This is a genomic window from Labilibacter marinus, from assembly GCF_001659685.2.
Classification (GTDB): domain Bacteria; phylum Bacteroidota; class Bacteroidia; order Bacteroidales; family Marinilabiliaceae; genus Saccharicrinis; species Saccharicrinis marinus.
Map to the genome: position 1 here is coordinate 34,059 of NZ_LXYE02000012.1, position 22,254 is coordinate 56,312.

Here is a 22,254-nt window from a genome sequence, read left to right on the forward strand (position 1 = left end):
AGATGATTTCGAAGGATAAAACACAATTTAAGGTAATTGTTGCTGTTGTTGCTGTGCTTATTGTATTGCAGTTAGTTTATGTTTTAAACAGAGATTACCTGCGTCCTAGTTTTCAAATCAATAATTTTATTGTAGTACTGCTAGGGAGTTTGCCGAATTTTCTGGCTGCCTTTGCCGCGGGTATTGTTTTTATTCCTATTGCCTTATTTTACCTTAATAAGAGGATGGGGAACTATGTGGTGTATTCTTTCACTGCAATTTGCCTAACAATGCTTATTCGAGAAGAATTTGAGCCTTTTATGTTTGGGAGTATAGTAAATGATTTTAATGATATCGTGGCTAGTATAATTGGAGCTGTGCTTGCATTGTTATTGTTTGAACAAACAAAACTCAAAATCCTCAAAAGAAAAATACAGGCAAATTAGTCCTGAATAATCTCGTTACAGAATTCTTTCATGATTAAATCATGATCAAATGCCAACTTAGGGATTTCATTTAGATTAAACCATTCCGCTTTACTGGCATCATCCCCAGCTTTAGTTTGTATTTCCTCCTTAATAAAAGCATAAAAAACAATAGATACAGTTCTTCCTCTGGGGTCTCGCTTGGGCGCGCCATAGGTTTTAAATTGCTTTATGCTAATATTACTGATGTTAGTTTCTTCTTCGAGTTCTCTTAAAGCAGCGGTTTCTATATCTTCATCCATATCTAAAAAGCCACCAGGGAAAGCCCAGTCTCCTTCGAACGGATCATGTTTTCTTTGGATTAAAAGTACGCGCGGAGTTTTTTCTTGTGTAATTAAGATAACATCTACCGTTACTGCAGGGCGTGGATACTCGTAGCTGAAACTCATTATTATTCAGGAATAATTCGTTTAATAACCCTTAGCTTATGCGAGTATTTATTGGCGTCATGATTAAAGATGCCTTGATGATCTAAAGTATCAACCCTAACCTCGCCGTAAGCATGAATTATTTTACCTGCACCAAGGCAAATACCCACATGCACAATGCTACCATCTTCATTATCAAAAAAGGCTAAATCACCAGTTTTGGCTTCCTCTACAAAGCTTACGTTATTACCTAACTCTATTTGTTGATTAGCATCTCTGGGAAGCCAGCTTCCGTTAATTTTATATACAATTTGAGATAAACCAGAACAATCAATTCCGAAATAAGATCGGCCACCCCATAGATATGGTGTGTGTAATAAGGAGGTTGCGACCTCTCTAATGCCTAATTCTTTATCGCTTGGAACTTGACCTGAGATGAAATAGTCATTTTTACCAATTGAAAAACTATTTCTGTCGTGACCATTAAATACAACCCTACTTCCTGCTGGAATTATTATTGGAGCACTTGAACCGTCTTTAACAATGGTAATTTTAGGCGTTGGTACCATCCAAGCATTCGCGCTTTTCCATAGCTCATACTCTGTTGCTGCAACCGAGAATACTAATTTAGCATCAATCCAGCCCTCATAACCATCAAAGTCCATTTTTATTTTTGCCCATTTGGCTTCTTTTTCTAAAACAACAAAAGTTTCACCAAAAAGAATCTGGGTTACCATCTCAGACTTTTCAGAAGGTTCATTTCTCACAGGAATAAAACCAAATACACTTATCGAACCGCTCATAATTACCTCACATTTTGAGCTGCGAATATACCAAAATATAGCAAAACAAGTTTTAGCAAAACGTAAAATTATCAACAAGGGGCTACTATAGCTTATAATTGTAATGGATTTTACCCATATTTGTTAAAGTTTATAGGAGTTTTATGTGGGATTGAAGCGGATAATCAAATAGTGATTAGGTGGTTGTAATAGATAAGATAGAATTCGTTAATAAAATGGTTCCTATATTAATTTAGTTTATAAGATTTTTAAATTATATCGTATGAAAGATTTTTTTCAACGTTTTAAGAAATATTCTCACGCATCTTATCGCGTTTTGTTGTTTTTGGTGGCCGTAGCTATTATTGCCAACCTAATGCCTCGCGAACGTAAGTTCAGTTATCAATTTGGAAAAGGGGAGCCTTGGCGATACGAAGTATTAATTGCACCATTTGACTTTAGGGTGTACAAAACTTCGGAAGAATTAGAGCTTGAGCAGGATAGCATTCTTAAAAATTTTAGGCCTTACTTTCTGTACGATAGTACGGTGGTTGTTTCTGCCAAGCAGGCTTTTTTAAAATCATATGAAAGCAAGTTGCCAAGCTATAAGGCTAAATACAGGTTTTTAAAAAGACGATATAAAAAGCAACTAAATGCAGATAGAATTAAAGAGTTAGCGGATACTATTTTTTTGGATGTATTTGCGAAAGGTATTGTTGCCGTTCCTGATGAGTATTTGGAGAGCAAGAGTGAATTAGAGCTCATGTTGGTTAAAGGGAATCTGGCGGAACCCTATTTATCCAGTGAGTTCTTTACTTTAAGGTCGGCATATCAGTTTGCGACCAAAGAATTTGCCAAAGGTTTAGCCTTGTCTACAAATGATTTTAAAGGGGTGGAGCAATTTGTGTCTGAGCTATATCTTAATGAGGTGTTGGAACCGAACGTCAATATCGATAATATTAGAACAGATGCCGAAAAAGCAAATGTGCTAGAAAATATGTCGTTAACCAATGGTATTGTATTGGCAGGACAAAGAGTGGTTGAAAAAGGAGAAATTATTGATGAAAGTGCGCTTAAGAAACTGGACTCCTATAAAAAGGAATATGAATCAAGGGTAGGAACACTTTCTCAACATAATATAATATTAGGTGGGCATGTTTTAGTCACTTTAATGTTTTTAACAGGGCTTTTTCTTTTTCTTTATTTCTACAGGAAAGATGTTTTCATCAACCTCAGTTATATAACCTTTTTATTACTGATTTTATGTATGATAATATCGCTGGCTTTTATTGCGCATCGAATTCCTGAAATACCGATTTGGGTAATGCCATTTACCATTTTGCCTCTGATTGTTCGTACTTTTATGGACTCTCGTCTCGGTTTCTTTATTTATGTAACCGCAATTCTTTTAGCATCCTTCTTTAGTAACAATAGTTTTGAGTTTATCTTTTTACAAATACCAGCTGGTATTGCAGCTATATTTAGTTTGTATAAGATGGCGCGTAGAGCACAAATTGTACGCTCCTCAATATTTATCTTTCTTACCTATTCTATATTTTATACAGGTTTACATTTAATACGTGAAGGAGATATACAAACTATCGATTATCAAGGCTTCCTTTATTTTGCAATTAATGGTTTATTGATATTTGCGGTTTATCCGATGATTTACATCTTTGAGAAGTTATTTGGCTTCTTATCTGATGTAACCTTGGTTGAATTATCTGATACTAATCATCCATTATTACGTATGATGGCTGAGAATGCGCCAGGCACTTTCCAGCACTCCATCCAGGTGGGTAATTTAGCACAAGAGGTCGCCTACAAAATAGATGCGAATCCTTTATTAGTTAGAGCTGGAGCTATGTATCATGATATCGGTAAAACAGCTACGCCAGTTTATTTTACCGAAAATCAGACCACTGGAATTAATCCACATGATAATATGGATTTTGAAGATAGTGCTAAGTTAGTGATTGACCATATTGAAGGAGGAGTGAAAATAGCTCGTAAACACAAGTTACCTGAAAAGATAATTGACTTCATTTCAACTCATCAAGGAACTACTAAAACAAAATATTTTTATAATTCATTCATTAATAAGTATCCAGATAAAGATGTGGTGGATAAAAACTTTACTTATCCAGGTCCTACACCTTTTACAAAGGAAACTGCTATTTTAATGATGGCTGACTCCATTGAGGCCGCTAGTAGAAGCTTAAAGGAATATTCCGACAAGTCGATTGATAAGCTGGTTGAAAATATTGTAAATACTCAAATTAAGGAAGGGCAGTTTTATAATGCGCCTATTACCTTTAGGGAGATAACAACCGCTAAACAGGTGTTTAAGCAAAAGTTAAGAAACATATACCACGCTCGTGTTTCTTATCCCAAAGTGAAAAAGAGATAACATAGAAAAGCCGCTAACAATAATATTGATAGCGGCTTTTTTAATGAAATTATTTGTTAAAAAGTTTCATATTCTTCATTACTCATCTCTTTACCCAAATCAATTAAAGGTTTTTCTTTTTGACTAGGTTTGGGGATTTTGTTTGTTGATTTAATTTTAGGTGCATTTTCTATATGGGGATGAACAGTCTCTTGGTTGCCTATGTTCGCATCTCCAGTAAAAACAGAAATAGATTTTTTCAATAGGTAAGATAGTTGTTCTAACTCCTTGGCTGCGGTATTTATTTCTTCAGAATTAGAGGCATTACGTTGTGTAATTTGATTTAACTGCTGCAATGCATTGTTAATTTGCTCAACTCCTGCAACCTGTTCCAATGAAGCGCTAGTTATCTCTTGCACTAAAGTGGCTGTTTTTTCAATTTCTGGCGTTATCTGTAATAAATTACTATATGCCTCTGTTGAGCTATTTAAAGTACTTTGAGAAGCGGTGTTAATCTCATTTGCAGCTTCCTGACTTCTTTCTGCAAGCTTACGAACTTCTGATGCGACTACTGCAAATCCACGACCTTCTTGTCCCGCTCTAGCGGCTTCCACAGCTGCATTTAACGCTAATATGTTAGTTTGAAAAGCAATATCGCCAATGATAGAAATCTTTGCGGTGATATTTTCTAAATAGGTTTTTGCTTCCTCTGAGCTATTGTTGCTAATTTTCATGCCTTCAACTGCATTCACAGCAATACGTTCTGTTTCCTTACTATTGTCTGTATTTTGTTGAATGTTAGCATACATTTCCTCCATTGATGAAGAAACCTCTTCGGCAGCTGAAGCTTGCTCGCTGGCACCTTCACTTAGTTCGGTTGATTCTTGGCTGAGCTTTTCACTAGCACTAACCATTTTAGCAGCACTAGCACTAATTTCGTTTACGACTGTTCGTACATTACTAACCATGGTATTTAAAGCTGCCGATAAACGCCCCACTTCATCCTTACTATCCGATGAGAAAGAAACATTTAAATCTCCTTTCGCGGCTTGTTCTGCCAAAGCAATTCCTTTAACCAATGGTTTACTGATGGAATTAGCTAAAAAGAAGCTTAGGCTAATGCCGAATAATAATACAAGAATAATGGATCCTATTAATATTTGTTTCTCCTGATTAACAATGGCTGCACTATTTTCTCCCATTTCAAGTAAATAATCCAGGCCAAGTTCAGATGCTTTTCGTACTTCCCACATTAATTCTTTTGCGCTCTCATATTTTTCTAATTCACTTAGTTTTGCTTTTTTGTAATTAGGAATAAAAGCAGTAATGGAGTTACTAACCTCGTTCAGTAGTTCTTTTATTTCGCGTGGAGCTCCTGTTAGGTTGTTAAGAGTTTCAGCTTGCTCCTCAAGTGCGTTTATTGCATCAATATCTGTAATTGTTGTATTAGTTATAATTTGCACTTGTAAGTGATTTGCTTGGGCAAGTGCTTTTTGTGTTGCAAATGACCCTTTGTACTTAAGCCCAACTGTATTTAGTTCGGAGTTGAGTTGTTGAATGGATTGCAGTTGGTTGCGAACTAGAGCGCTGTTTTGACTTGATTTGCTTTTTCTATCTTTAAATTTATTAGCAACCTGTTGTAAGTGTATTAGATTAACTCCTTTATTTTCAGTAGTACTATCAGATAGTGCGATGAGTTTATCTAAAGCTTGCATAAAACTTTCTAGGTTTTTATCTGCTTCCGCATCATAAAATGGATTGTTAGATATGTCGTAAGCATCAACATATCCTCTTGATTTGTCCCAAAAATGATTCATTTTAGAAGACTCATTGACCGAAGGTATATATCGGTTTGAGAGTGCATTAATTTCCTTATCTACTCTAAGTAGGTTTATTAATAATATTGTGCTGGACACAATGGTTAATAGGATGACCGTCCCAAAGCCAATGCCAACTTTGTCTCTAATCTTAAGATCTCTCCAAGTCATAAAACTCCAAATTACAATTAGTAAATGTTTTCCAATAAATTTTCCAAATGATTGTTGCTTGGGTTGGGGGGTCAAGATTTTACGTACAATGTTAAAAAATGTTTCTTTTATTATGGCATTAATTAAATTTTTTTTTGTTAAAAGTATCGTAAAATAAATGGGTAGTAATTTACCTATTTGTGAAATGCCTTAAATGATTAGATTTGTATCAGCTTTGATAATGATTATAACGCATGAATTTGCTATCTATTAAATCAGCTCACTCAAGTAATGTTGATCGCGTAAGTGTAGTATTGTGCTGATAAGTATGTAGATAAATATTTGTGTTTTGTAAATTAAACTAAATTTAAATTTCTATGGAGATGAAAAAAGGTTTTACAATTGTTCTTTTATTAGTACTAGTGATTATTACTGGATGTAATGAAAAAGGGACCACTACAATTGGGTTTTTATATCCTTCAAAAGAAACAGATAGATTTAATAAGGAAAGTAATTATTTTAAACAGTATTGTGCCGATAAAGGTGTTGAGGTAATTATTAAGACTGCTTCGAATGATGAATCAAAACAGATTGACCAGTGCAATGAATTAATAGAATTAGGTGTTGATGCCTTGGTTATTATTGCGGCAAATGTAAACACGGCTGCAGTTATGGTTCGAAATGCTCAGGCTGAAAGTATTCCTGTTATGGCTTACAACAGAATGATCAAAAATTGTGAAGTTGATTTTTTTGTGGCCAGTAATAATGACTTAATTGGAAAAGTGATGGTGGATGCCGTTGTAAAAGAAAAGCCAACGGGTAATTATGTGATTTTAGGTGGAGATAAGTTTGATAAGAATGGGGAGGATTTACAAACAGCTCTATTGAAATATTTAAAACCCAAGGTGGATAGTAAGGACGTAAATCTGGTTTATTCCACTTTTATAGAAAAATGGAATCCTACGATAGCTGCTTTTGAAATGGAGAAAGTCTTATCTTTACATGGGCATGATATAGATGCAGTTGTTGCCGCTTATGATGGAATGTCTTCTGCAGTTATTGAGGTACTTAAAAAGCATGGTATTGAGGATAATGTAGTTGTTACTGGACAGGATGCGGAATTGGAAGCTTGTAAGAATGTAATTAATGGAGATCAGCTGATGACTGTGTTTCATCCGTTAAAAACGATTGCTGAAAAAGGAGCTGAAATTGCCATTGAAATGACTAAAGGTAGTAAGCTAAAGGATTTTGTGAATAGTAGCGAATATAATGGTACAATTGATGTTCCTACAAATAGGGTAAACTCAATAGCAGTTACTAAGGATAATATTGATGAAGTTTTAATTAATTCAGGTTTTTATACTAAGCAAGAGCTTTATAATTAAGATATCTGTTTAAAAAGAAAAGGATGCCTCGTGTGAAGCATCCTTTCTCTGTACTCAAAAATATGAGTTTCTTATTTTTTTACTAAATCACTTCTTTCCATTAGTGCATCTAACGTAGGTTCTTGTCCTCTAAAGGCAACGTATAAATCCATTGGGTGTTTAGTACCACCTTTAGATAAAATGTTTTCTCTAAAAGATGCAGCAGTAGCTTTATCAAAAATACCATTTTGCTTAAATACGCTAAAGGCATCAGCATCTAAAACTTCTGCCCATTTGTATCCGTAATATCCGGCTGCATATCCTCCTGCAAAGATGTGAGAAAATGCCGAACTGAAACAGGCTCCTTCAACTTCAGGGAAGAGCTCTGTTTTAAGCATGGCTGATTTCTCAAAATCAATAACATCTTCGTTAAACGGTTTGTCGATGCCATGCCAAGCCATATCTGTCATGCCAAATGAAAGCTGGCGAACGCTTAAATACCCACTTTGGAAATTTGCTGCAGCTAGTATTTTATCTACTAACTCATCAGGAATCGCTTCTCCCGTTTTGTAATGTTTACCTACTTTCTCTAACCATTCTTTTTCGGTTCCCCAGTTCTCTAATATTTGAGAAGGAAGCTCAACAAAATCGCGATATACACTTGTTCCGCTCTGGCTTTTATAAGTAGTATTGGCTAACATACCATGTAAACCATGGCCAAACTCGTGTAGGAAAGTGGTTACTTCATTGTGTGTTAATAATGAAGGCGCATCTTCAGTAGGTCTACTGAAATTACATACTAAGGATACAAATGGACGAACATTGTTACCATCCTTAATATATTGCTCTCCGTAGGTTGTCATCCATGCACCACCTTGCTTTCCGCTTCTTGGGAAGAAATCAACGTACAAAATAGATAAGTATTTGCCTTTTTCGTCCAATACTTCGTATGCTTTCACTTCTTCGTGATAAACAGGAATATCCTTATTTTCTTTAAAGGTAATTCCGTATAGCGTTTGAGCTAAGTTAAATACACCATCAACCACATTTTCTAGCTGAAAGTATGGCTTGGTCATTTGTTCGGTAAAGTCAAATTTTTCGGCTTTTACTTTTTCTGAGTAATAACTAAAATCCCATCTCTGTAAATCATCATTTAAGCCATGCTTTTTAGCATAAGTGGCTACTTCTTCAACTTCATCTTGTGCAAAACCAATAGAGCGGTCTAATAAATCCTGCAGAAATGCATTTACTTTGGCAGGCGTTTTAGCCATACGCTCTTCTAGTACAAATTGAGCATGATTTTCGTAGCCTAATAATTTCGCCTTTTCTAATCTAAGGTTTACTATTTTAGTAACTATCTCTTTGTTATCGTGCTCATTGTTGTGATTAGCTCTTGTAGCAAAAGCCATATATAGCTCTTCTCTAAGCGCTCTATTATCGGCATATTTCATAAAAGGAACGTAACTGGGATATTGTAAGGTAAATATCCAGCCTTCCTTTTCTTCGTTTTTAGCAATTTCTGCTGCTGCAGATTTGAGCGCATCTGGCAATCCAGCTAATTCCTCTTCTTTAGTTATATGAAGTTGATATGCATTGGTCTCCGCTAATACATTTTCACCAAACTGAAGTGTTAGTTTACTTAATTCTGATGTTATAGCTCTATAGTGCTCTTTATCATCACCTTCCAATAAAGCACCTTTTCTTTCAAAACCTTTATAGGTGTCTTCCAAAAGCTTTATTTGCTCTTCGTCTAAAGCCAATGCCGATCGATTGTCATAAACAGATTTTACTTTAGCAAAAAGTGTTTCGTTTAAAACAATATCGTTAGAATAATCAGTAAGCATTGGAGAAACATCTCGTGCTATAGTCTGAATTTCTTCATTAGTTTCTGCCGAGTTTAAATTAAAAAAGATGCTTGAAACCGTATTGAGTTGTTCGCCTGCATATTCTAAAGCCAAAATAGTGTTTTCAAAAGTAGGCTCTTGTTTTGCGTCTACAATTTCTGCGATGTCTTTCTTAGCATTTTCAATAGCTTCCGTGAAAGCAGGTAGGTAATGTTCTGTTTTTATTTGATTAAACGGAGGTGTTTGATGTACCGTTTTAAAATCTTGTAATAATGGATTATTGTTCATATTGCTTTTTTGATTACAACTGCCCATAAAAATGGAGATGCAAAGTAAACAACTAAAAAATAAAAATGGTTTCATATGTCTAAAATTTGTTTTGAGGCTGCAAGTTATGGAGTTGTCCTATTTTAATAAATGATATTAGTAAGTTTTGCGCATGTTTTTAGGCCTATTATTGCTTATTCTTTACCGTTTTTGAAACATCATACCATAAATAAAGTAGAAAGACTTTAGCACACCTACCAACTATGATTTAAACACGCATTACTCATCAAGGGAAAATTATAACATGAGAATATTACTATTGAATCTACTGGCTATTGTATTAGGTAGCTTATCGCTTCAGGCTCAGGAAAGCTCAGTTTTATCTTCAGGAGATAAAAATAAGGTTGAGAGAGCAGATCGTAAGATTAATAAAGCTCAATCTATTGTAGATAAAAAAGAAAAGTATGCCGACAAAATTAAGGCTGCTGAAGAAAGTGGCTCAAAACGTAGATTAAGGCGTTACGAAACAAAATCGAATCGAATAATTATTACTTCCGCTTCTTATTTTAAAGAGGGATATACAAAGAAATATAAAGCGTATAAAAAAGCTTCAACTAAAGCTGTTAAAAGCGGACAGGTTGGGAGTGAGGCAAATGTATTAATGACTGAGGCAAAAGGTGATTATGATTTTGGTCGTAAGATGAGAAGAAAATCATCTAATGAATCAGATGTAAATACTGCAGTTGAATATATGTTTGATGCCAATAAGTCGCAAGGGAATGCCATTGATAATCTTATAAAAGCTTTAGGAAATGTAAATCAATCCGAGGAGTTGGTTGAGCCTATAGAGGAACAAGAAGAAATGGTGGCGGAAGAAGAGCTTACGATGGAAAATGATTCTCTAATAGGTCAACCTGAGGTGCCTCTTGCTCCAATAACTGCTGTAACGGCTGCAGTGTTGCTCACGGATTCAGTAGCTCATCAAGCAGATAGTTTAGTAGTTGATTCCTTAACGACAGACACATTGGCGATGGATACGTTGGCCGTAATTGCAGATTCTACATTAACTATAACAGATACCGTTTCAGTAGTTCCTGTGGTGATTACAGAAGAGTTGGTAGAGGAAAAAGAGGTTGCAAATTTGTATTTTTCAGTTCAGTTTTTAGCAGAGAAACAGCTAGTACCTAAGGATAGATTAAATAGCTTGTATGATGGCCCATTTGAGGTGGTGAAACATCAGGCAGATGGTTGGTTTAGGTATAGTTTTGGTCGCTTTAAAACATTAGAAGAAGCCAATCAAATGAAGGAACGATCAGGAATGGAAGGGTATGTGGTTGCTTATTTAAATGAAGAACGTATATCTACGCGCAGGGCGGCGGAGATGGCTAAAGCTGCAAATGACCAGTAAAAGATATAATGTACAAAACTAAGATAGATATGAAGAGGTTAATTATAATAACATGTATTGTTTTGACTGCAAGTGCTAGAGGATACGGTCAAATAGATATTGGAGCGCTGTTAAATGCAGGGATTAAGGATGCTAACGTTTTAGCACAACCATATTTGCAACCATATGGAGAAATTTTAGGCTCAAGTCTAAATTCTGGCTGGTACACTTCTGCTAAACCACATAAAATGTTGGGCTTTGATATAACCTTAACAGGAACTTACACGATGGCACCCTCAAGTGCAACAACTTTTGATATTAGTAGTTTTAGCGATCAACTGCAAACTTATGAGTTGTTAGATCCAAATCACTCAATAACACCTACTGTTGCTGGAGATATGGATAATCGACCAGTGTTAAAACCTAAGGGTGTTCCTGGAGGAACTGAAGCAGATTTTACTATGCCCAATGGTTCAGGAATGGACTATTTGGTTACTCCAATGGTTACTGTTGGTGTCGGATTACCTATGGGGTTTGAAGTTAAAGGGCGTTTTGCGCCAGAAATAGAAATTGGAAGTGCTGGTAAGTTTGGTTTATGGGGCTTAGGTGTGCAAAAAGATGTAAAAGAATATATTCCAGGAGTAAAGCATGTTCCCGTTTTAAATATGTCTGTTTTGGTTGGATATACCAGCTTTAAAGGAACAGCAGACGTTGGGACGGTTCCTGATTTATTAGAAAATGGCTCTTTAGATTTAGCTGCATCGGCTTATACGACACGATTGTTAATTGGAGCTAATTTACCAGTTGTTGCTTTTTATGGAGGACTAGGTTATGGTCATTCTTCAAGTGATTTCGATGTATTAGGCGATTATTTTGGCGACACTAATGGGGAACATATTCAAGTATCTTACGCAACCAATACCTTTGATATGAATGTTGGTATGCGCATCCGACTGGGTGTTTTTGCTCTACATGCTGATTATACCTTGGGAGAATATAATGCAGTAACAGCTGGTGTTGGAATTAGCTTTAGGTAATAGCAAAATTTTTTAAGACTAAATAAATACCTTTGTGTGTTTAATACTAAAGAGACTTTTTGCAAAGTCTCTTTTTTTTCCTTAATTTATATGGTTTTCTGGTAATCCCGTTGCTATTTTATGTTTATACCTACTTATGCTTGGACTTTTCGAATTCGTATTCGAAAAATGATTTCGATATTCATCTTGTTTATCGTGTTTGAATCTATGCTTAATGCACAATATGATGTACATAAAGTAAATCGTTTTTTAAGCAAAGAAGATAGGTATAAGATTGAAAAAGCAAATTCATATTTAAATCAAGGGAACGAAATTCTTTTTGCTGACTATAGTACTGGAGAAAAGGATAGTCTTTTCCAAAAGATGCCTAATTATATTGAGCTTTCGAAGAATATGTACGTGGGTAAAAAAATAGGCAGGCTTCTATATGACACTAATGACTATTACAAAACAGGCTTTGAAAGTAAAGTAGAGGTTTATCGTAGTTATATCTCCAATTATATTAATCATGGAACAGGCTTGTTTGAAACTGAAGTTGAGGGCTTAAATGATTCCATCTCTAACCTTCTCAGAGATGCATTGTTGGAAAGAAATAAAAGTAAAGCTGTTGGAGGGCTCAGTAAAGGTGGAAGTTTAATCCATAGCTCAAATCAATATTATCAAAAAGCTGTGTTGTTCTCACAACAGGCCTTAGTGTATATCGCTAAAGATAAATGGCACAGCAAAATTGCATCTTCTTCAGATTCTATTCAAAAGCAGGAACAGCCGATAGAGGTTGCAGTAAACGAAATTCATGTAACGGAACCTAAGCAGGAAAAAGTGATAGAGGCTGCTTCAATTGTAGAAAGTAAAAAAACTGTGCAACAAAATCCTGAACAAAAAACACCAATTGTAATTGAGAATAAAGTTCCTGTCGAGGAAAAAAAAGAAACTGTTTTAGAAGAAACAAAACAAGTAGTCAAGGATGAGGTTTATTATACGGTTCAGATAATGGCTGATAGAAAAACGGTGAGTGAGAGTAGAGTGAAATTGGTTTATAAAGGCAATCATCCTATCATCGAAAACCAAGGAGATGGTTGGTATAGGTATAGCTTTGGTAAGTTTTTTACTCTAAATGAAGCAAAAAGAGCATTAACTGCTTCCAAAACAAAAGGATATGTAGTGGCTTATAAGAATAAAGATAGAATTTCATTAAGTGAAGCTAAGTCTTGGTTATTATCCAATGGTAAAAAAAACTAAGCTTAATTATGGAACAAGCACGATAAAAGTATTCTTACACTAGGATAGTGTACCTGTTGGTAGTTCCATCTGACCGTAAAAAATAAAATATTGACAGATGAAATTTATTATTAATCTATTTGTAGTAGCAAGTCTTAATTTTTTTGTTGTAAAAGGACAAAAAGATGTAGTAGATTTTGTTCAAATGCCAGAAGTTTCTAATTCTATGGCGTCTGAATACTTAAAGCCATTGGCTCAAATGATGAATAGTAATTTAAAGTCGGGTTGGTACACTACAGCAAAAACACATCGTTTTATGGGTTTTGATGTAGATTTGAATTTTTCTGTTACACAAACACCAACTAATAAAAGAGGTTATTATCTCTCAGAGATTCCTGATTTTAATCAATATTATACTGTTAAAGATGGAAGCTTTTCGATAGCTGCAAATGTGGCTGGGGTAACCAACTCAAACCCTGAGGTAAAGAGTAAAGAAAATGGTAGAGAGGTTCTTCTTCCAAAAGGAGAAAGTGTTGATCGTTTATCTTTACCTGTTATTACGGGAGGAATTGGGTTGCCATATAATACCGAAATAAGGTTGAAATTAATGCCTTATCTAAATAAATCTGATATCGGAAAAGTATCTCAATACGGTTTGGGTATAAAACATGGAATAAAAGATTATATTCCTGTGTTAGAAGATATACCTACTTTGTCTTTGTCTGTTTTTGGAGCTTATTCTTTTGCATCAAATACATTGGATGTCGAATATCCATCTGCTGTATCTAGTAACCAACTATTAAAAGGGGTTGTCTCGGGGTATTCAGGTAAGTTGTTAGTGGGTATTGATGTACCTGTTCTATCAGCGTATATGGGAATAGGTTATGGTTCTACCAATGTAGATTATAATTTAAAAGGGCTTTATTTTGTGGGTGATGTGAACCTTGAGCAGGAAGAGCAGGATCCGATAAGTGTATCGTATAAGTATGGCGAATTTCAGTTTGATATTGGGGTTAAAGCTAAGCTTGGCTTTGTTGACCTTTTTGTAGGTTATACACCCGGGGAATATGGAACTTTTAACATCGGTGCAGGTGTGGCATTCAGGTAATTTATAGTTATAACAGCAAGGCTCGAATCAATGCTCAAGCCTTAATGTTGTTTATCTATTTTCTATATGTGTTATAGGCGTCTGCTTGCTGAGTAGGCATAATTAATATGTCGTTAATGTTTACATGGGGTGGTCTTGTAACTACAAATTCTATCGACTCGGCAACGTCAATAGCTGAAAGAGGCGTAACACCCTGATATACATTTTGGGCTTGTGTTTCGTCTCCACCAAATCTTACCAATGAAAACTCTGTATCAACCATACCTGGTGAAATAGAAGTAACTCTGATGTTGTGTTTGAGTAAATCAATTCGCATTCCTTTGGTAATCGCATTTACTGCATGTTTACTAGCACAATAAATGCTACCTCCTTCATATACATTAATTCCTGCAATAGATGAAATATTCACAATGTGTCCTGTTTTTCGAGGAACCATCCATTTTATAATTTCTTTCGATAAAAAAAGTAAGCCCTTAATATTAGTGTCAATCATCTGCGACCATTTATCCCAAGCCTCTTCGTATACTTTTTCGGTTCCTGATGCTAATCCAGCGTTGTTTATTAAAACATCAATCTTTCTCCATTTAGATGGGATGTTAGCTAAGGCTTCACTCGTTTCATTTTCTAGTTGAATATCGAAACAAAGAGTTAAAACAGAATTGCCATAGTTTGATTCAAGTTCCTGTTTAATCTTGGCTAAACGATCTTCCCTTCGTCCTGTAATAATCAAATTATATTTAAGATTAGATAATGTTCTAGAAGTTGCTTCTCCTATTCCAGAGGTGGCTCCTGTTATTAAAGCGATTTTATTCATGTGTTTATAATTGAAGTCTGTTAAACATTACAATATTATTAAAAAATAGAGCTAGTTGAGATGACTTTTCTAACTTTTGTTTTAAGTATTTTTTTTATACTTTCAAATGGTCAATATTCTTAACTTGTTACTGTAAGGATATGACAAAAAAAAGTTTGTAATTTATCAGCTCAAGCATCAAATATATATACCATGAACAAAGGTGATTCTAGTATCCAAGCGCAAAATTATAATTTAACTCAATCCGAATTAGATTTGATATCGGAAATATTAAAAAGAGATCCAAATGAAATAGAGTTAGAGATATTCTCCCGACTTTGGACGGAGCATGCCTCTTATAAGAATTCATTGAAGTGGCTTGGTAAATTACCAAAAACGGGAGATAAAGTTATTGTAGAGGCAGGAGATGAATCTGCTGGTGCGGTTGATATAGGCGACGGTTATGTTTGTGTTTTTAAAATTGAGTCGCACAACCACCCCTGTTCAATACAACCTAGGCTAGGGGCATTAACAGGATTAAGAATTGTTAATAGAGATGTGTTTTCTATGGGGGCTAGACCTGTAGCTTTTCTTGATTCGTTGCGATTTGGCGATTCAGAGAGAGATACGGCTCGTTGGTTATTTTCTGAGGTAATTAAAGGGATTAAGAATATTGAAGAGAACATGAAAGTTCCTGTGATTGGCGGAGAGGTTGTTTTTGATGCAGGTTTTAATTCTAGTCCCATAGTTAATAATTTAACTGTTGGAGTAGCAAAAAAAGAAGATTTAATTTCTGGTGTAGCAAAAGGAGAAGGAAATGTTGTTCTCTTACTTGGGGCGCTAACCGGAGCTGAAGGAGTAGATAATGACGCTTTTTCTGCAGATTTTGTTTCTGAAAGCGGAGCAGCAGCTTTTACCATGGAACAGATGATGGATTCCACAGTTGAAAAAAGTTTACTGGAAGCAGTGAAGGTATTAAACGATAATAAATTAATAGTAGGGATACAAACCGTTGGAGCAGGAGGAATTGTAGGAGCGGCTACCGAAATGGCGGCCCGAGGTAAGTCTGCCATAGAGCTTAGCTGCCATAAAATTCCTACACGAGATAAAGGAATGTCGAATAGAGAAATTCTTTTGTCAGAAACGTGGGGTAGGATGTTGGTTTGTGTTGAGAAAGACAACCTAGATCAAGTTTCTGAATTATTGCAACCATTGCCTTTGGCATTGTCAACAGTTGGAGTTGTAATGCCTGGGGATACTTTAATTTGCATGAATGAACATGAGCTGGTTGCAGAGATTCCTGTTTCATATGTTGGTTTAGGAGGCAATTCGCCAATTTACGATAGGGATATACAGGAGCCTGTACAGAATGAGATAAAAGCATTAAAAATTGATGATGTTGTTGAGCCAGATCATTACCAAGAAGTGGTGGATAAAATGATGAGTAACTTAAACCTGGTGTCGAAGGAGTATTTGACAGATACTTTTGATCAATCTCTTCAGCATGATTCATTAAGTAATAAATACCCTTCGGATGCATCGTTTGTATATATTGATGAGGCGGATAAAACATTGGCCTTAACGGTAGATTGTAATGCCTTATATGTTGAAGCAGATCCTTTTGTGGGAACGCAAATTGCTGTAGCCGAAGCTGCGCGTAATATAATATGTGGTGGCGGAGTGCCATTGGCAATTACAGATTGTTTAAATTTTGGTAACCCTTACGATCCAGAAGTGTATTGGCAATTTACAAGAGCGGTTGAGGGCTTGTCCGAGGCGTGTAAAAAGTTTAATACGCCAGTAGTTAGTGGAAATGTAAGTTTTTATAATCAGCGTTCTGAGGAAGGGCGGTTGATTCCTATTACACCTTGCCCAGTAGTTGGGATGGTTGGAGATGTAGAATCACAAGATCATCACACAGTGCTTACTTTTAAGCGAAAAGGTGATATGATATTCTTAATCGGAAAATCAAGAGATGACATTAACGCTTCGGAATATCTTAACTTCTATCATCAGCAAAAAAGTCATGCGGCTCCGTATTTTAATATTGAAGAGGAGCTTGAAGTGCAGGAGCTTGTGAAGCAGATAATCAGAAAGGACTTGGCTCGATCGGTACATGATGTATCTGCAGGAGGTTTGTTTTTTAATTTGTTAGAATCATCCTTGCCGCTTAATTTTGGTTTTGATATTACAAGTCATGCTGAAGTTCGTAAAGATGCATTTTTATTTGGTGAGTCACAGAGTAGAATTGTAGTTACAGTGGCTTCTGAAAAGCAAGATGATTTTATTGATTTCATGTTGGATGCAGGAGCAAAATTCTCTGCATTAGGTCATGTAACAAAAGGCGAAATTAGAATTGATGATGAGTCTTTTGGTTTTATAAAAGATTATAAAGAAAAATTCTCCGGATTATTAAAGAGTTGGTTAGATGAAGAATAAACTAAAAGAAGGTGAAGTGAACTTTCTGAAAATATAATTGAAGTGAAGAAGATAATAATGTTATTAATGCTTGCAGTAATAGTATTGCAGGTTCAGGCCCAAGATGATTCGTCATTAATTAAAGAAGGAGATCATCTGCCCAAATTTAAAGTACAATCAGAAAAAGGAGAGCTGAATTCTGAAGACTTAAAAGGAAAAGTTGTGTTGATCAACTTTTTTGCCACATGGTGTCCGCCATGCAAAAAAGAACTGCCTCATGTTGAGGAACAAATTTGGAATTCATTTAAGTCTCACAAAGATTTTGAATTAATGATAGTAGGCAGAGAGCATTCTGTAACGGAATTAAAGAAGTTTAAGGATGGTAAGTATACTATGCCTTTTTATGCAGATACAGACCGAAGCGCTTTTAGTCTCTTTGCAACACAATCTATTCCACGAAACTATTTGATCAACAGAGAAGGTGAAGTGATTTATGCCTCTATAGGATTTGCTCCTGTTGAGTTTGAAAAAATGATTAAGCTTTTAAAGGCTGAATTGAAGAAGTAAGGAATTTTACAATATTATGAATAACACTTTAGGCGGTAAGTAGGTTTTATTTACAGCTTAAAGTGTTTCTTTTTTATAGTACAGTATAATAAATCTAATTTCTATTGTATTTTTGCGAGCTGAAATTATAAAATATATTACGTGGTAATTAGTATGCGTTAGCAGCTTAATAGTTACGTAGGAATATAAAATCCTGATAGATGACGGTTAAACCATATAAATCCTCCGAAGAAGGCAAGAAAAATCAGATTAAGAGCATGTTTAATAATATTGCTCCTAAATATGATTTTTTAAATCATTTTTTATCTATGGGTATAGATAAAATCTGGAGGCGAAGGGCAATCAATTTATTTAAAGGTATTCAATCTCCCGAAATACTTGATATTGCAACAGGAACAGGTGACTTGGCCATTGCTTCAATGCGATTAAGCCCAACGAGGGTGGTTGGTTTAGATTTATCGCCAGAAATGCTAAAAGTAGGTGCGGAGAAGATGCAGCGTAAGAATCTGGACCATATTATTTCAATGGTTGAAGGAGATTCTGAAAATCTTCCATTTAAGGATGAAGAATTTGATGCTGCTATGGTTGCTTTTGGAGTTCGTAATTTTGAAAATCTACAAAAAGGTTTACAAGAAATTAATAGGGTGTTGAAGGATGGTGGTAAGTTTATGGTATTAGAGTTTTCTAATCCAAGCGCATTTCCGTTTAAACAGATTTATAAGGTTTATTCCACAAAAATTTTACCTTGGTGGGGTGGTATCCTATCTAAAGATAAAGCAGCCTATACTTATTTACCTGAATCTGTAGCTGCTTTCCCTGAAGGAAAAGCGTTTGTGGCAGAATTAGAAAAGGCTGGTTTTACCAGCGAAAGAGTCTGGAAACAGACCTTTGGTGTGGCTACCATATATTTTGCCCACAAGTAATGGTAGCAAACAATAAATGATAGAATAAATAGTTATTTAGTAACAGGGGTATAAATTCATTTAGTACGGGTAATTTGGTAATTATGAAAATCAGTATTCATCAATTTTTAGTTTGTGTTCTTTTATTTGCTTTCACCTTAAGTGTTAATGCACAAAAGGATAAAAACAAGTTAGTGGCAAACTTAAAAGGTTTTGATGAGAAACCAGTTCACTTTGGTTTCTTGATTGGTTTAAATACGATGAATTTTAATATTTTACATTCAGGTGCATCAACACCAGAGAATGGTGATAATCCAAGATATGCTGAAATGCTTAGTCTGCAACCAGGTATTAACCTAGGTATTGTCACTAGCTTTCGTTTACGCAAGAATTTGAGCTTACGTATTCTTCCTGGTATTTCGTTTGGACAACGCGATTTAACTTTTATAGATTCTAATGGGGTGCAAGAAGATGAACCTTTGCAGATAAAATCTACTTTTATTGAAGCTCCCATCATGATAAAATACGGGGGCGATAGAAACCATAACTTTAAACCATACATAGTAGCTGGGATAAATACACGTTGTGATTTAGCCAAGAAAAAGCAAAGTGGAATATTACTAAATGCCTTCGATTTCTATTATGAAGTGGGTGCAGGTTTCGATTCGTACTTAAATTACTTTCGATTATCTACAGAATTAAAAATCTCTGTAGGTATGAGCGATGTTCTAAATCACGAGGGTACAGGAGATGCGATAGACTTACCGTATACGCAAGCTATTGATAGATTAACCTCTAGAATATTTGTATTGTCCTTCTATTTTGAATAGAATTAATTTTCTTTTAAAAGCATTGTCACGATAACTCCCCTAAGTACGATAAATCATTATCTTTGCGCATCAAATAAAAGGGATGAAGAAAGATATAGCGTTAAGGTTAACTCCAGAAGAGGCTTCGAGCGAGAAGTATTATAAAGATATAGTAGCGAAAAAAATGAAGGTGCATCCTGATAAGATTACTTGCATAAGAGTTCGCAAAAGATCGATAGATGCTCGCCAACGTCAGGTAATGGTTCAGCTATATTTAGATGTGTATGCTAACGTTGCCGCTCCGGCACAAACCTTTGCTACTTTCGAATATCAAGATGTAAGTACTAAGCCTGAGGTGCTAGTGGTAGGTGCTGGTCCAGGAGGATTATTTGCTGCTTTACGTTTAATCGAGTTAGGATATAAACCTATCGTATTAGAACGAGGAAAGGATGTAAATGAGCGTAAAAAAGATTTGGCTCTCTTAAATAGAAACAATCCCGTTAATCCAGACTCGAATTATGCCTTTGGAGAAGGTGGAGCTGGTACTTTTTCAGATGGGAAATTATATACACGAAGTACAAAAAGAGGTGATTTTAAAAAAATGCTTAATGTGCTTCATTTTCATGGAGCTCAAGATGATATTTTAGTAGATTCTCACCCTCATATAGGAACCGATCGCTTGCCGCAAGTGATTAAGAGTATAAGAGAATCCATTATAGCTGCTGGCGGTGAGGTTTTGTTTAATTCTACCGTTACAGATATTGTTATTGAGAATCAGGAGGCCCAAGGAGTAGTGTTGAAAGATGGTACAACTATAAAAGCTAAAGCGATAATTTTGGCTACAGGACATTCGGCGCGTGATGTATATGCCATGCTTAAAAATAGGGCGGTTGAATTAGAAGCAAAAACCTGGGCTATGGGTGTACGAGTAGAGCATCCACAAGAACTTATTGATCAGATTCAGTATAATTCGCCAGATGGAAGAGGAGAGTATTTACCAGCGGCATCTTATAATTTTTCTTGTCAGGTTCAAGAGCGTGGAGTTTACTCTTTTTGCATGTGTCCTGGAGGTTTTATTGTTCCAGCTATGACTGGAGAGAATGAAATGGTAGTGAATGGAATGTCGCCATCCAAAAGAAATTCGCCTTTTGCCAATTCGGGTATGGTTGTCGAAATTCGTCCAGAGGATATTCCAGATGAATTTAAGCAGCATGGCGTTTTGGCTGGATTAGAATACCAAAAAGAAGTAGAGCGTTTATGTTATATTAATGGAGGGAAAAATTTGATAGCTCCTGCTCAACGTTTAACCGATTTTGTTGAAGGAAAGTTGTCTTTTGATTTACCAGAAACATCTTATGTACCGGGTACTATTGCTTCTCCATTGCATTTTATATTGCCAGATCAGATTGCCGGTAGACTACAAGAAGGCTTTAAGCAGTTTGGGAAATGGGCCAACGGTTTTATCGATTCAGAGGCCATTATATTAGGAACCGAGTCACGCACTTCATCGCCTGTGCGTGTTCCGCGCGATCCGATGACTTTGGAGCACGTGCAAATAAAGGGATTATTCCCTTGTGGTGAAGGGGCAGGATATGCAGGAGGAATTGCATCCTCAGCCATAGATGGCGAAAAATGTGCGGATGCAGTTGATCGTATGTTTGGAAATTAAAAGCCAATAACTAACTGCTATTGGCTAATTCCTGGCAGTTTATATTCTTCGTTTAAATTCAGATAGTGTTATGGCGGTTGCTGTGGATACATTTAAAGATTCTGATTTATCCAGATTAGTTGAGAATGATGGGATGAGTAGTTTTGAATCAACGTACTGCTCTATGGCAGGAGAAATGCCTTTGCCTTCATTACCCATAACAATAATTCCACTTGGACTTAATTTATTGGAGTAAATATCTTCACCATCTAAGAATGTACCATAAATAGGCACTTGTTGTTTTTGTTGTTCAATTAATAACTCCTCTATGTCTGTATAGTGAATGTTGACTCTAGCTATTGCTCCCATGGTCGCTTGAATAACTTTAGGATTATAAACGTCAACTGTATTTTGCGAACAAACGATATTTTTTATTCCAAACCAGTCCGCTAGTCTTATGATTGTACCTAAATTCCCGGGGTCTTGAATATCGTCCAAGGCAATGCATAGATCATTACTGAAGTTTATGTCTGCCAAATTCTTTTTAGGCATAGAACATAAAGCTATAATAGGTGGAGCTGTTTTGAGTTGGCTTATTTTTTTTAGATACTGCTCTGTGGTGTGTGTAGTTGTAATTCCGGTTGGAATGATTTTGTTCCCATTCCAATTATCTCTAATAAAAACTTCAGAAATATTAAGCTTAGAATTAATTAAGTCTAAAACTAACTTCTCTCCTTCAGCAATAAAAAGTTGATGTTGCTCCCTGTATTTTTTTTTATTGAGGGAGCTGATAAGCTTTATTTTATTTTGATTGATCATTTTTTTTAGATAGTTGACGACAAATTTACTTTATTCCGATGTATTTAAATACTTTTGCGTAAAAATTAGCTTAAAGGAGCAAAGAATTTTATCTTTCTACACA

At 35.5% G+C, this 22,254-nt stretch carries 18 protein-coding genes; 12 read left to right on the forward strand and 6 right to left on the reverse strand.

Going from position 1 to position 22,254, the window contains the following annotated elements:
• The first annotated feature begins 2 nt into the window (after nucleotides 1–2).
• Nucleotides 3–425 (forward strand): hypothetical protein, encoded by a 423-nt coding sequence (locus tag A8L32_RS05265; RefSeq protein ID WP_066628520.1) that lies wholly within the window; start codon nucleotides 3–5, stop codon nucleotides 423–425.
• Here A8L32_RS05265 and A8L32_RS05270 read toward each other — a convergent pair.
• Both A8L32_RS05270 and A8L32_RS05275 read right to left on the reverse strand, forming a co-directional pair.
• Nucleotides 422–853, reverse strand: a complete 432-nt coding sequence (locus tag A8L32_RS05270; protein WP_066628523.1) for an NUDIX domain-containing protein — start codon at nucleotides 851–853, stop codon at nucleotides 422–424. The two genes, A8L32_RS05265 and A8L32_RS05270, sit on opposite strands and share 4 nt — an antisense overlap.
• A gap of 2 nt (nucleotides 854–855) precedes the next feature.
• A complete protein-coding gene (locus A8L32_RS05275; RefSeq protein WP_066628526.1) occupies nucleotides 856–1,635 on the reverse strand; it encodes a C40 family peptidase in 780 nt (259 codons plus the stop codon).
• Between the two features lie 262 nt (nucleotides 1,636–1,897).
• On the opposite strand from A8L32_RS05275, the gene A8L32_RS05280 reads away from it, so the two are divergent.
• On the forward strand, nucleotides 1,898–4,024 hold the full coding sequence (locus A8L32_RS05280; protein ID WP_066628528.1) for an HD family phosphohydrolase: 2,127 nt from the start codon (nucleotides 1,898–1,900) through the stop codon (nucleotides 4,022–4,024).
• A 56-nt stretch (nucleotides 4,025–4,080) separates the two neighbouring features.
• On the opposite strand, the gene A8L32_RS05285 is transcribed toward A8L32_RS05280, so the two are convergent.
• Nucleotides 4,081–5,991, reverse strand: a complete 1,911-nt coding sequence (locus A8L32_RS05285) for a methyl-accepting chemotaxis protein (RefSeq protein WP_066628531.1) — start codon at nucleotides 5,989–5,991, stop codon at nucleotides 4,081–4,083.
• Between the two features lie 356 nt (nucleotides 5,992–6,347).
• Between A8L32_RS05285 and A8L32_RS05290 the strand changes: the two genes are divergently transcribed.
• Entirely contained in the window at nucleotides 6,348–7,355 is a 1,008-nt protein-coding gene (locus tag A8L32_RS05290; protein WP_083631191.1) for a substrate-binding domain-containing protein, read from the forward strand.
• Nucleotides 7,356–7,426: 71 nt separating this feature from the next.
• On the opposite strand, the gene A8L32_RS05295 is transcribed toward A8L32_RS05290, so the two are convergent.
• Entirely contained in the window at nucleotides 7,427–9,466 is a 2,040-nt protein-coding gene (locus tag A8L32_RS05295; RefSeq protein ID WP_071797449.1) for a M3 family metallopeptidase, read from the reverse strand.
• A 283-nt stretch (nucleotides 9,467–9,749) separates the two neighbouring features.
• Between A8L32_RS05295 and A8L32_RS05300 the strand changes: the two genes are divergently transcribed.
• The 4 genes from A8L32_RS05300 (at nucleotide 9,750) to A8L32_RS05315 (ending at nucleotide 14,195) form a co-directional block, all read left to right on the forward strand.
• Entirely contained in the window at nucleotides 9,750–10,853 is a 1,104-nt protein-coding gene (locus A8L32_RS05300; RefSeq protein ID WP_066628536.1) for an SPOR domain-containing protein, read from the forward strand.
• A 29-nt stretch (nucleotides 10,854–10,882) separates the two neighbouring features.
• Nucleotides 10,883–11,869: a DUF6588 family protein gene (locus tag A8L32_RS05305; protein WP_233145457.1), complete on the forward strand. Its 987-nt coding sequence runs from the start codon at nucleotides 10,883–10,885 to the stop codon at nucleotides 11,867–11,869.
• Nucleotides 11,870–12,037: 168 nt separating this feature from the next.
• Nucleotides 12,038–13,108, forward strand: coding sequence for a hypothetical protein (locus A8L32_RS05310; protein WP_143525022.1), 1,071 nt, complete (start codon nucleotides 12,038–12,040; stop codon nucleotides 13,106–13,108).
• A 97-nt stretch (nucleotides 13,109–13,205) separates the two neighbouring features.
• Entirely contained in the window at nucleotides 13,206–14,195 is a 990-nt protein-coding gene (locus tag A8L32_RS05315; RefSeq protein WP_066628546.1) for a DUF6588 family protein, read from the forward strand.
• Between the two features lie 55 nt (nucleotides 14,196–14,250).
• On the opposite strand, the gene A8L32_RS05320 is transcribed toward A8L32_RS05315, so the two are convergent.
• Nucleotides 14,251–15,009, reverse strand: coding sequence for an SDR family NAD(P)-dependent oxidoreductase (locus tag A8L32_RS05320; protein WP_066628549.1), 759 nt, complete (start codon nucleotides 15,007–15,009; stop codon nucleotides 14,251–14,253).
• Between the two features lie 192 nt (nucleotides 15,010–15,201).
• Here A8L32_RS05320 and purL point away from each other — a divergent pair, with 192 nt between their 5' ends.
• The 5 genes from purL to A8L32_RS05345 all read left to right on the forward strand — a co-directional run bounded on the left by purL (nucleotide 15,202) and on the right by A8L32_RS05345 (nucleotide 21,353).
• Nucleotides 15,202–17,427: a phosphoribosylformylglycinamidine synthase subunit PurL gene (purL, locus tag A8L32_RS05325; protein ID WP_066628552.1), complete on the forward strand. Its 2,226-nt coding sequence runs from the start codon at nucleotides 15,202–15,204 to the stop codon at nucleotides 17,425–17,427.
• A 42-nt stretch (nucleotides 17,428–17,469) separates the two neighbouring features.
• Nucleotides 17,470–17,973, forward strand: a complete 504-nt coding sequence (locus A8L32_RS05330) for a TlpA family protein disulfide reductase (protein ID WP_066628554.1) — start codon at nucleotides 17,470–17,472, stop codon at nucleotides 17,971–17,973.
• 200 nt (nucleotides 17,974–18,173) lie between these two features.
• Nucleotides 18,174–18,896 (forward strand): bifunctional demethylmenaquinone methyltransferase/2-methoxy-6-polyprenyl-1,4-benzoquinol methylase UbiE, encoded by a 723-nt coding sequence (ubiE, locus tag A8L32_RS05335; protein ID WP_066628556.1) that lies wholly within the window; start codon nucleotides 18,174–18,176, stop codon nucleotides 18,894–18,896.
• An 83-nt stretch (nucleotides 18,897–18,979) separates the two neighbouring features.
• Nucleotides 18,980–19,705: a type IX secretion/gliding motility protein PorT/SprT gene (gene porT, locus A8L32_RS05340; protein WP_066628558.1), complete on the forward strand. Its 726-nt coding sequence runs from the start codon at nucleotides 18,980–18,982 to the stop codon at nucleotides 19,703–19,705.
• 82 nt (nucleotides 19,706–19,787) lie between these two features.
• Nucleotides 19,788–21,353, forward strand: a complete 1,566-nt coding sequence (locus A8L32_RS05345) for an NAD(P)/FAD-dependent oxidoreductase (protein ID WP_066628560.1) — start codon at nucleotides 19,788–19,790, stop codon at nucleotides 21,351–21,353.
• Nucleotides 21,354–21,392: 39 nt separating this feature from the next.
• On the opposite strand, the gene A8L32_RS05350 is transcribed toward A8L32_RS05345, so the two are convergent.
• Nucleotides 21,393–22,151: a TrmH family RNA methyltransferase gene (locus A8L32_RS05350; protein WP_066628561.1), complete on the reverse strand. Its 759-nt coding sequence runs from the start codon at nucleotides 22,149–22,151 to the stop codon at nucleotides 21,393–21,395.
• Nucleotides 22,152–22,254 lie beyond the last annotated feature (103 nt).

Bases quoted from the DNA above. Each gene is read 5' to 3' on its own strand.
- A8L32_RS05275 (WP_066628526.1), bottom strand. From the start codon at position 1,635: ATGAGCGGTTCGATAAGTGTATTTGGTTTTATTCCTGTGAGAAATGAA.
- A8L32_RS05300 (WP_066628536.1), top strand. From the start codon at position 9,750: ATGAGAATATTACTATTGAATCTACTGGCTATTGTATTAGGTAGCTTA.
- A8L32_RS05285 (WP_066628531.1), bottom strand. From the start codon at position 5,991: ATGACTTGGAGAGATCTTAAGATTAGAGACAAAGTTGGCATTGGCTTT.
- A8L32_RS05350 (WP_066628561.1), bottom strand. From the start codon at position 22,151: ATGATCAATCAAAATAAAATAAAGCTTATCAGCTCCCTCAATAAAAAA.
- purL (WP_066628552.1), top strand. From the start codon at position 15,202: ATGAACAAAGGTGATTCTAGTATCCAAGCGCAAAATTATAATTTAACT.
- A8L32_RS05280 (WP_066628528.1), top strand. From the start codon at position 1,898: ATGAAAGATTTTTTTCAACGTTTTAAGAAATATTCTCACGCATCTTAT.
- A8L32_RS05270 (WP_066628523.1), bottom strand. From the start codon at position 853: ATGAGTTTCAGCTACGAGTATCCACGCCCTGCAGTAACGGTAGATGTT.
- porT (WP_066628558.1), top strand. From the start codon at position 18,980: ATGAAAATCAGTATTCATCAATTTTTAGTTTGTGTTCTTTTATTTGCT.
- A8L32_RS05265 (WP_066628520.1), top strand. From the start codon at position 3: ATGATTTCGAAGGATAAAACACAATTTAAGGTAATTGTTGCTGTTGTT.
- A8L32_RS05320 (WP_066628549.1), bottom strand. From the start codon at position 15,009: ATGAATAAAATCGCTTTAATAACAGGAGCCACCTCTGGAATAGGAGAA.
- A8L32_RS05310 (WP_143525022.1), top strand. From the start codon at position 12,038: ATGATTTCGATATTCATCTTGTTTATCGTGTTTGAATCTATGCTTAAT.
- A8L32_RS05315 (WP_066628546.1), top strand. From the start codon at position 13,206: ATGAAATTTATTATTAATCTATTTGTAGTAGCAAGTCTTAATTTTTTT.
- A8L32_RS05295 (WP_071797449.1), bottom strand. From the start codon at position 9,466: ATGAACAATAATCCATTATTACAAGATTTTAAAACGGTACATCAAACA.
- A8L32_RS05345 (WP_066628560.1), top strand. From the start codon at position 19,788: ATGAAGAAAGATATAGCGTTAAGGTTAACTCCAGAAGAGGCTTCGAGC.
- A8L32_RS05305 (WP_233145457.1), top strand. From the start codon at position 10,883: ATGAAGAGGTTAATTATAATAACATGTATTGTTTTGACTGCAAGTGCT.
- ubiE (WP_066628556.1), top strand. From the start codon at position 18,174: ATGACGGTTAAACCATATAAATCCTCCGAAGAAGGCAAGAAAAATCAG.
- A8L32_RS05290 (WP_083631191.1), top strand. From the start codon at position 6,348: ATGGAGATGAAAAAAGGTTTTACAATTGTTCTTTTATTAGTACTAGTG.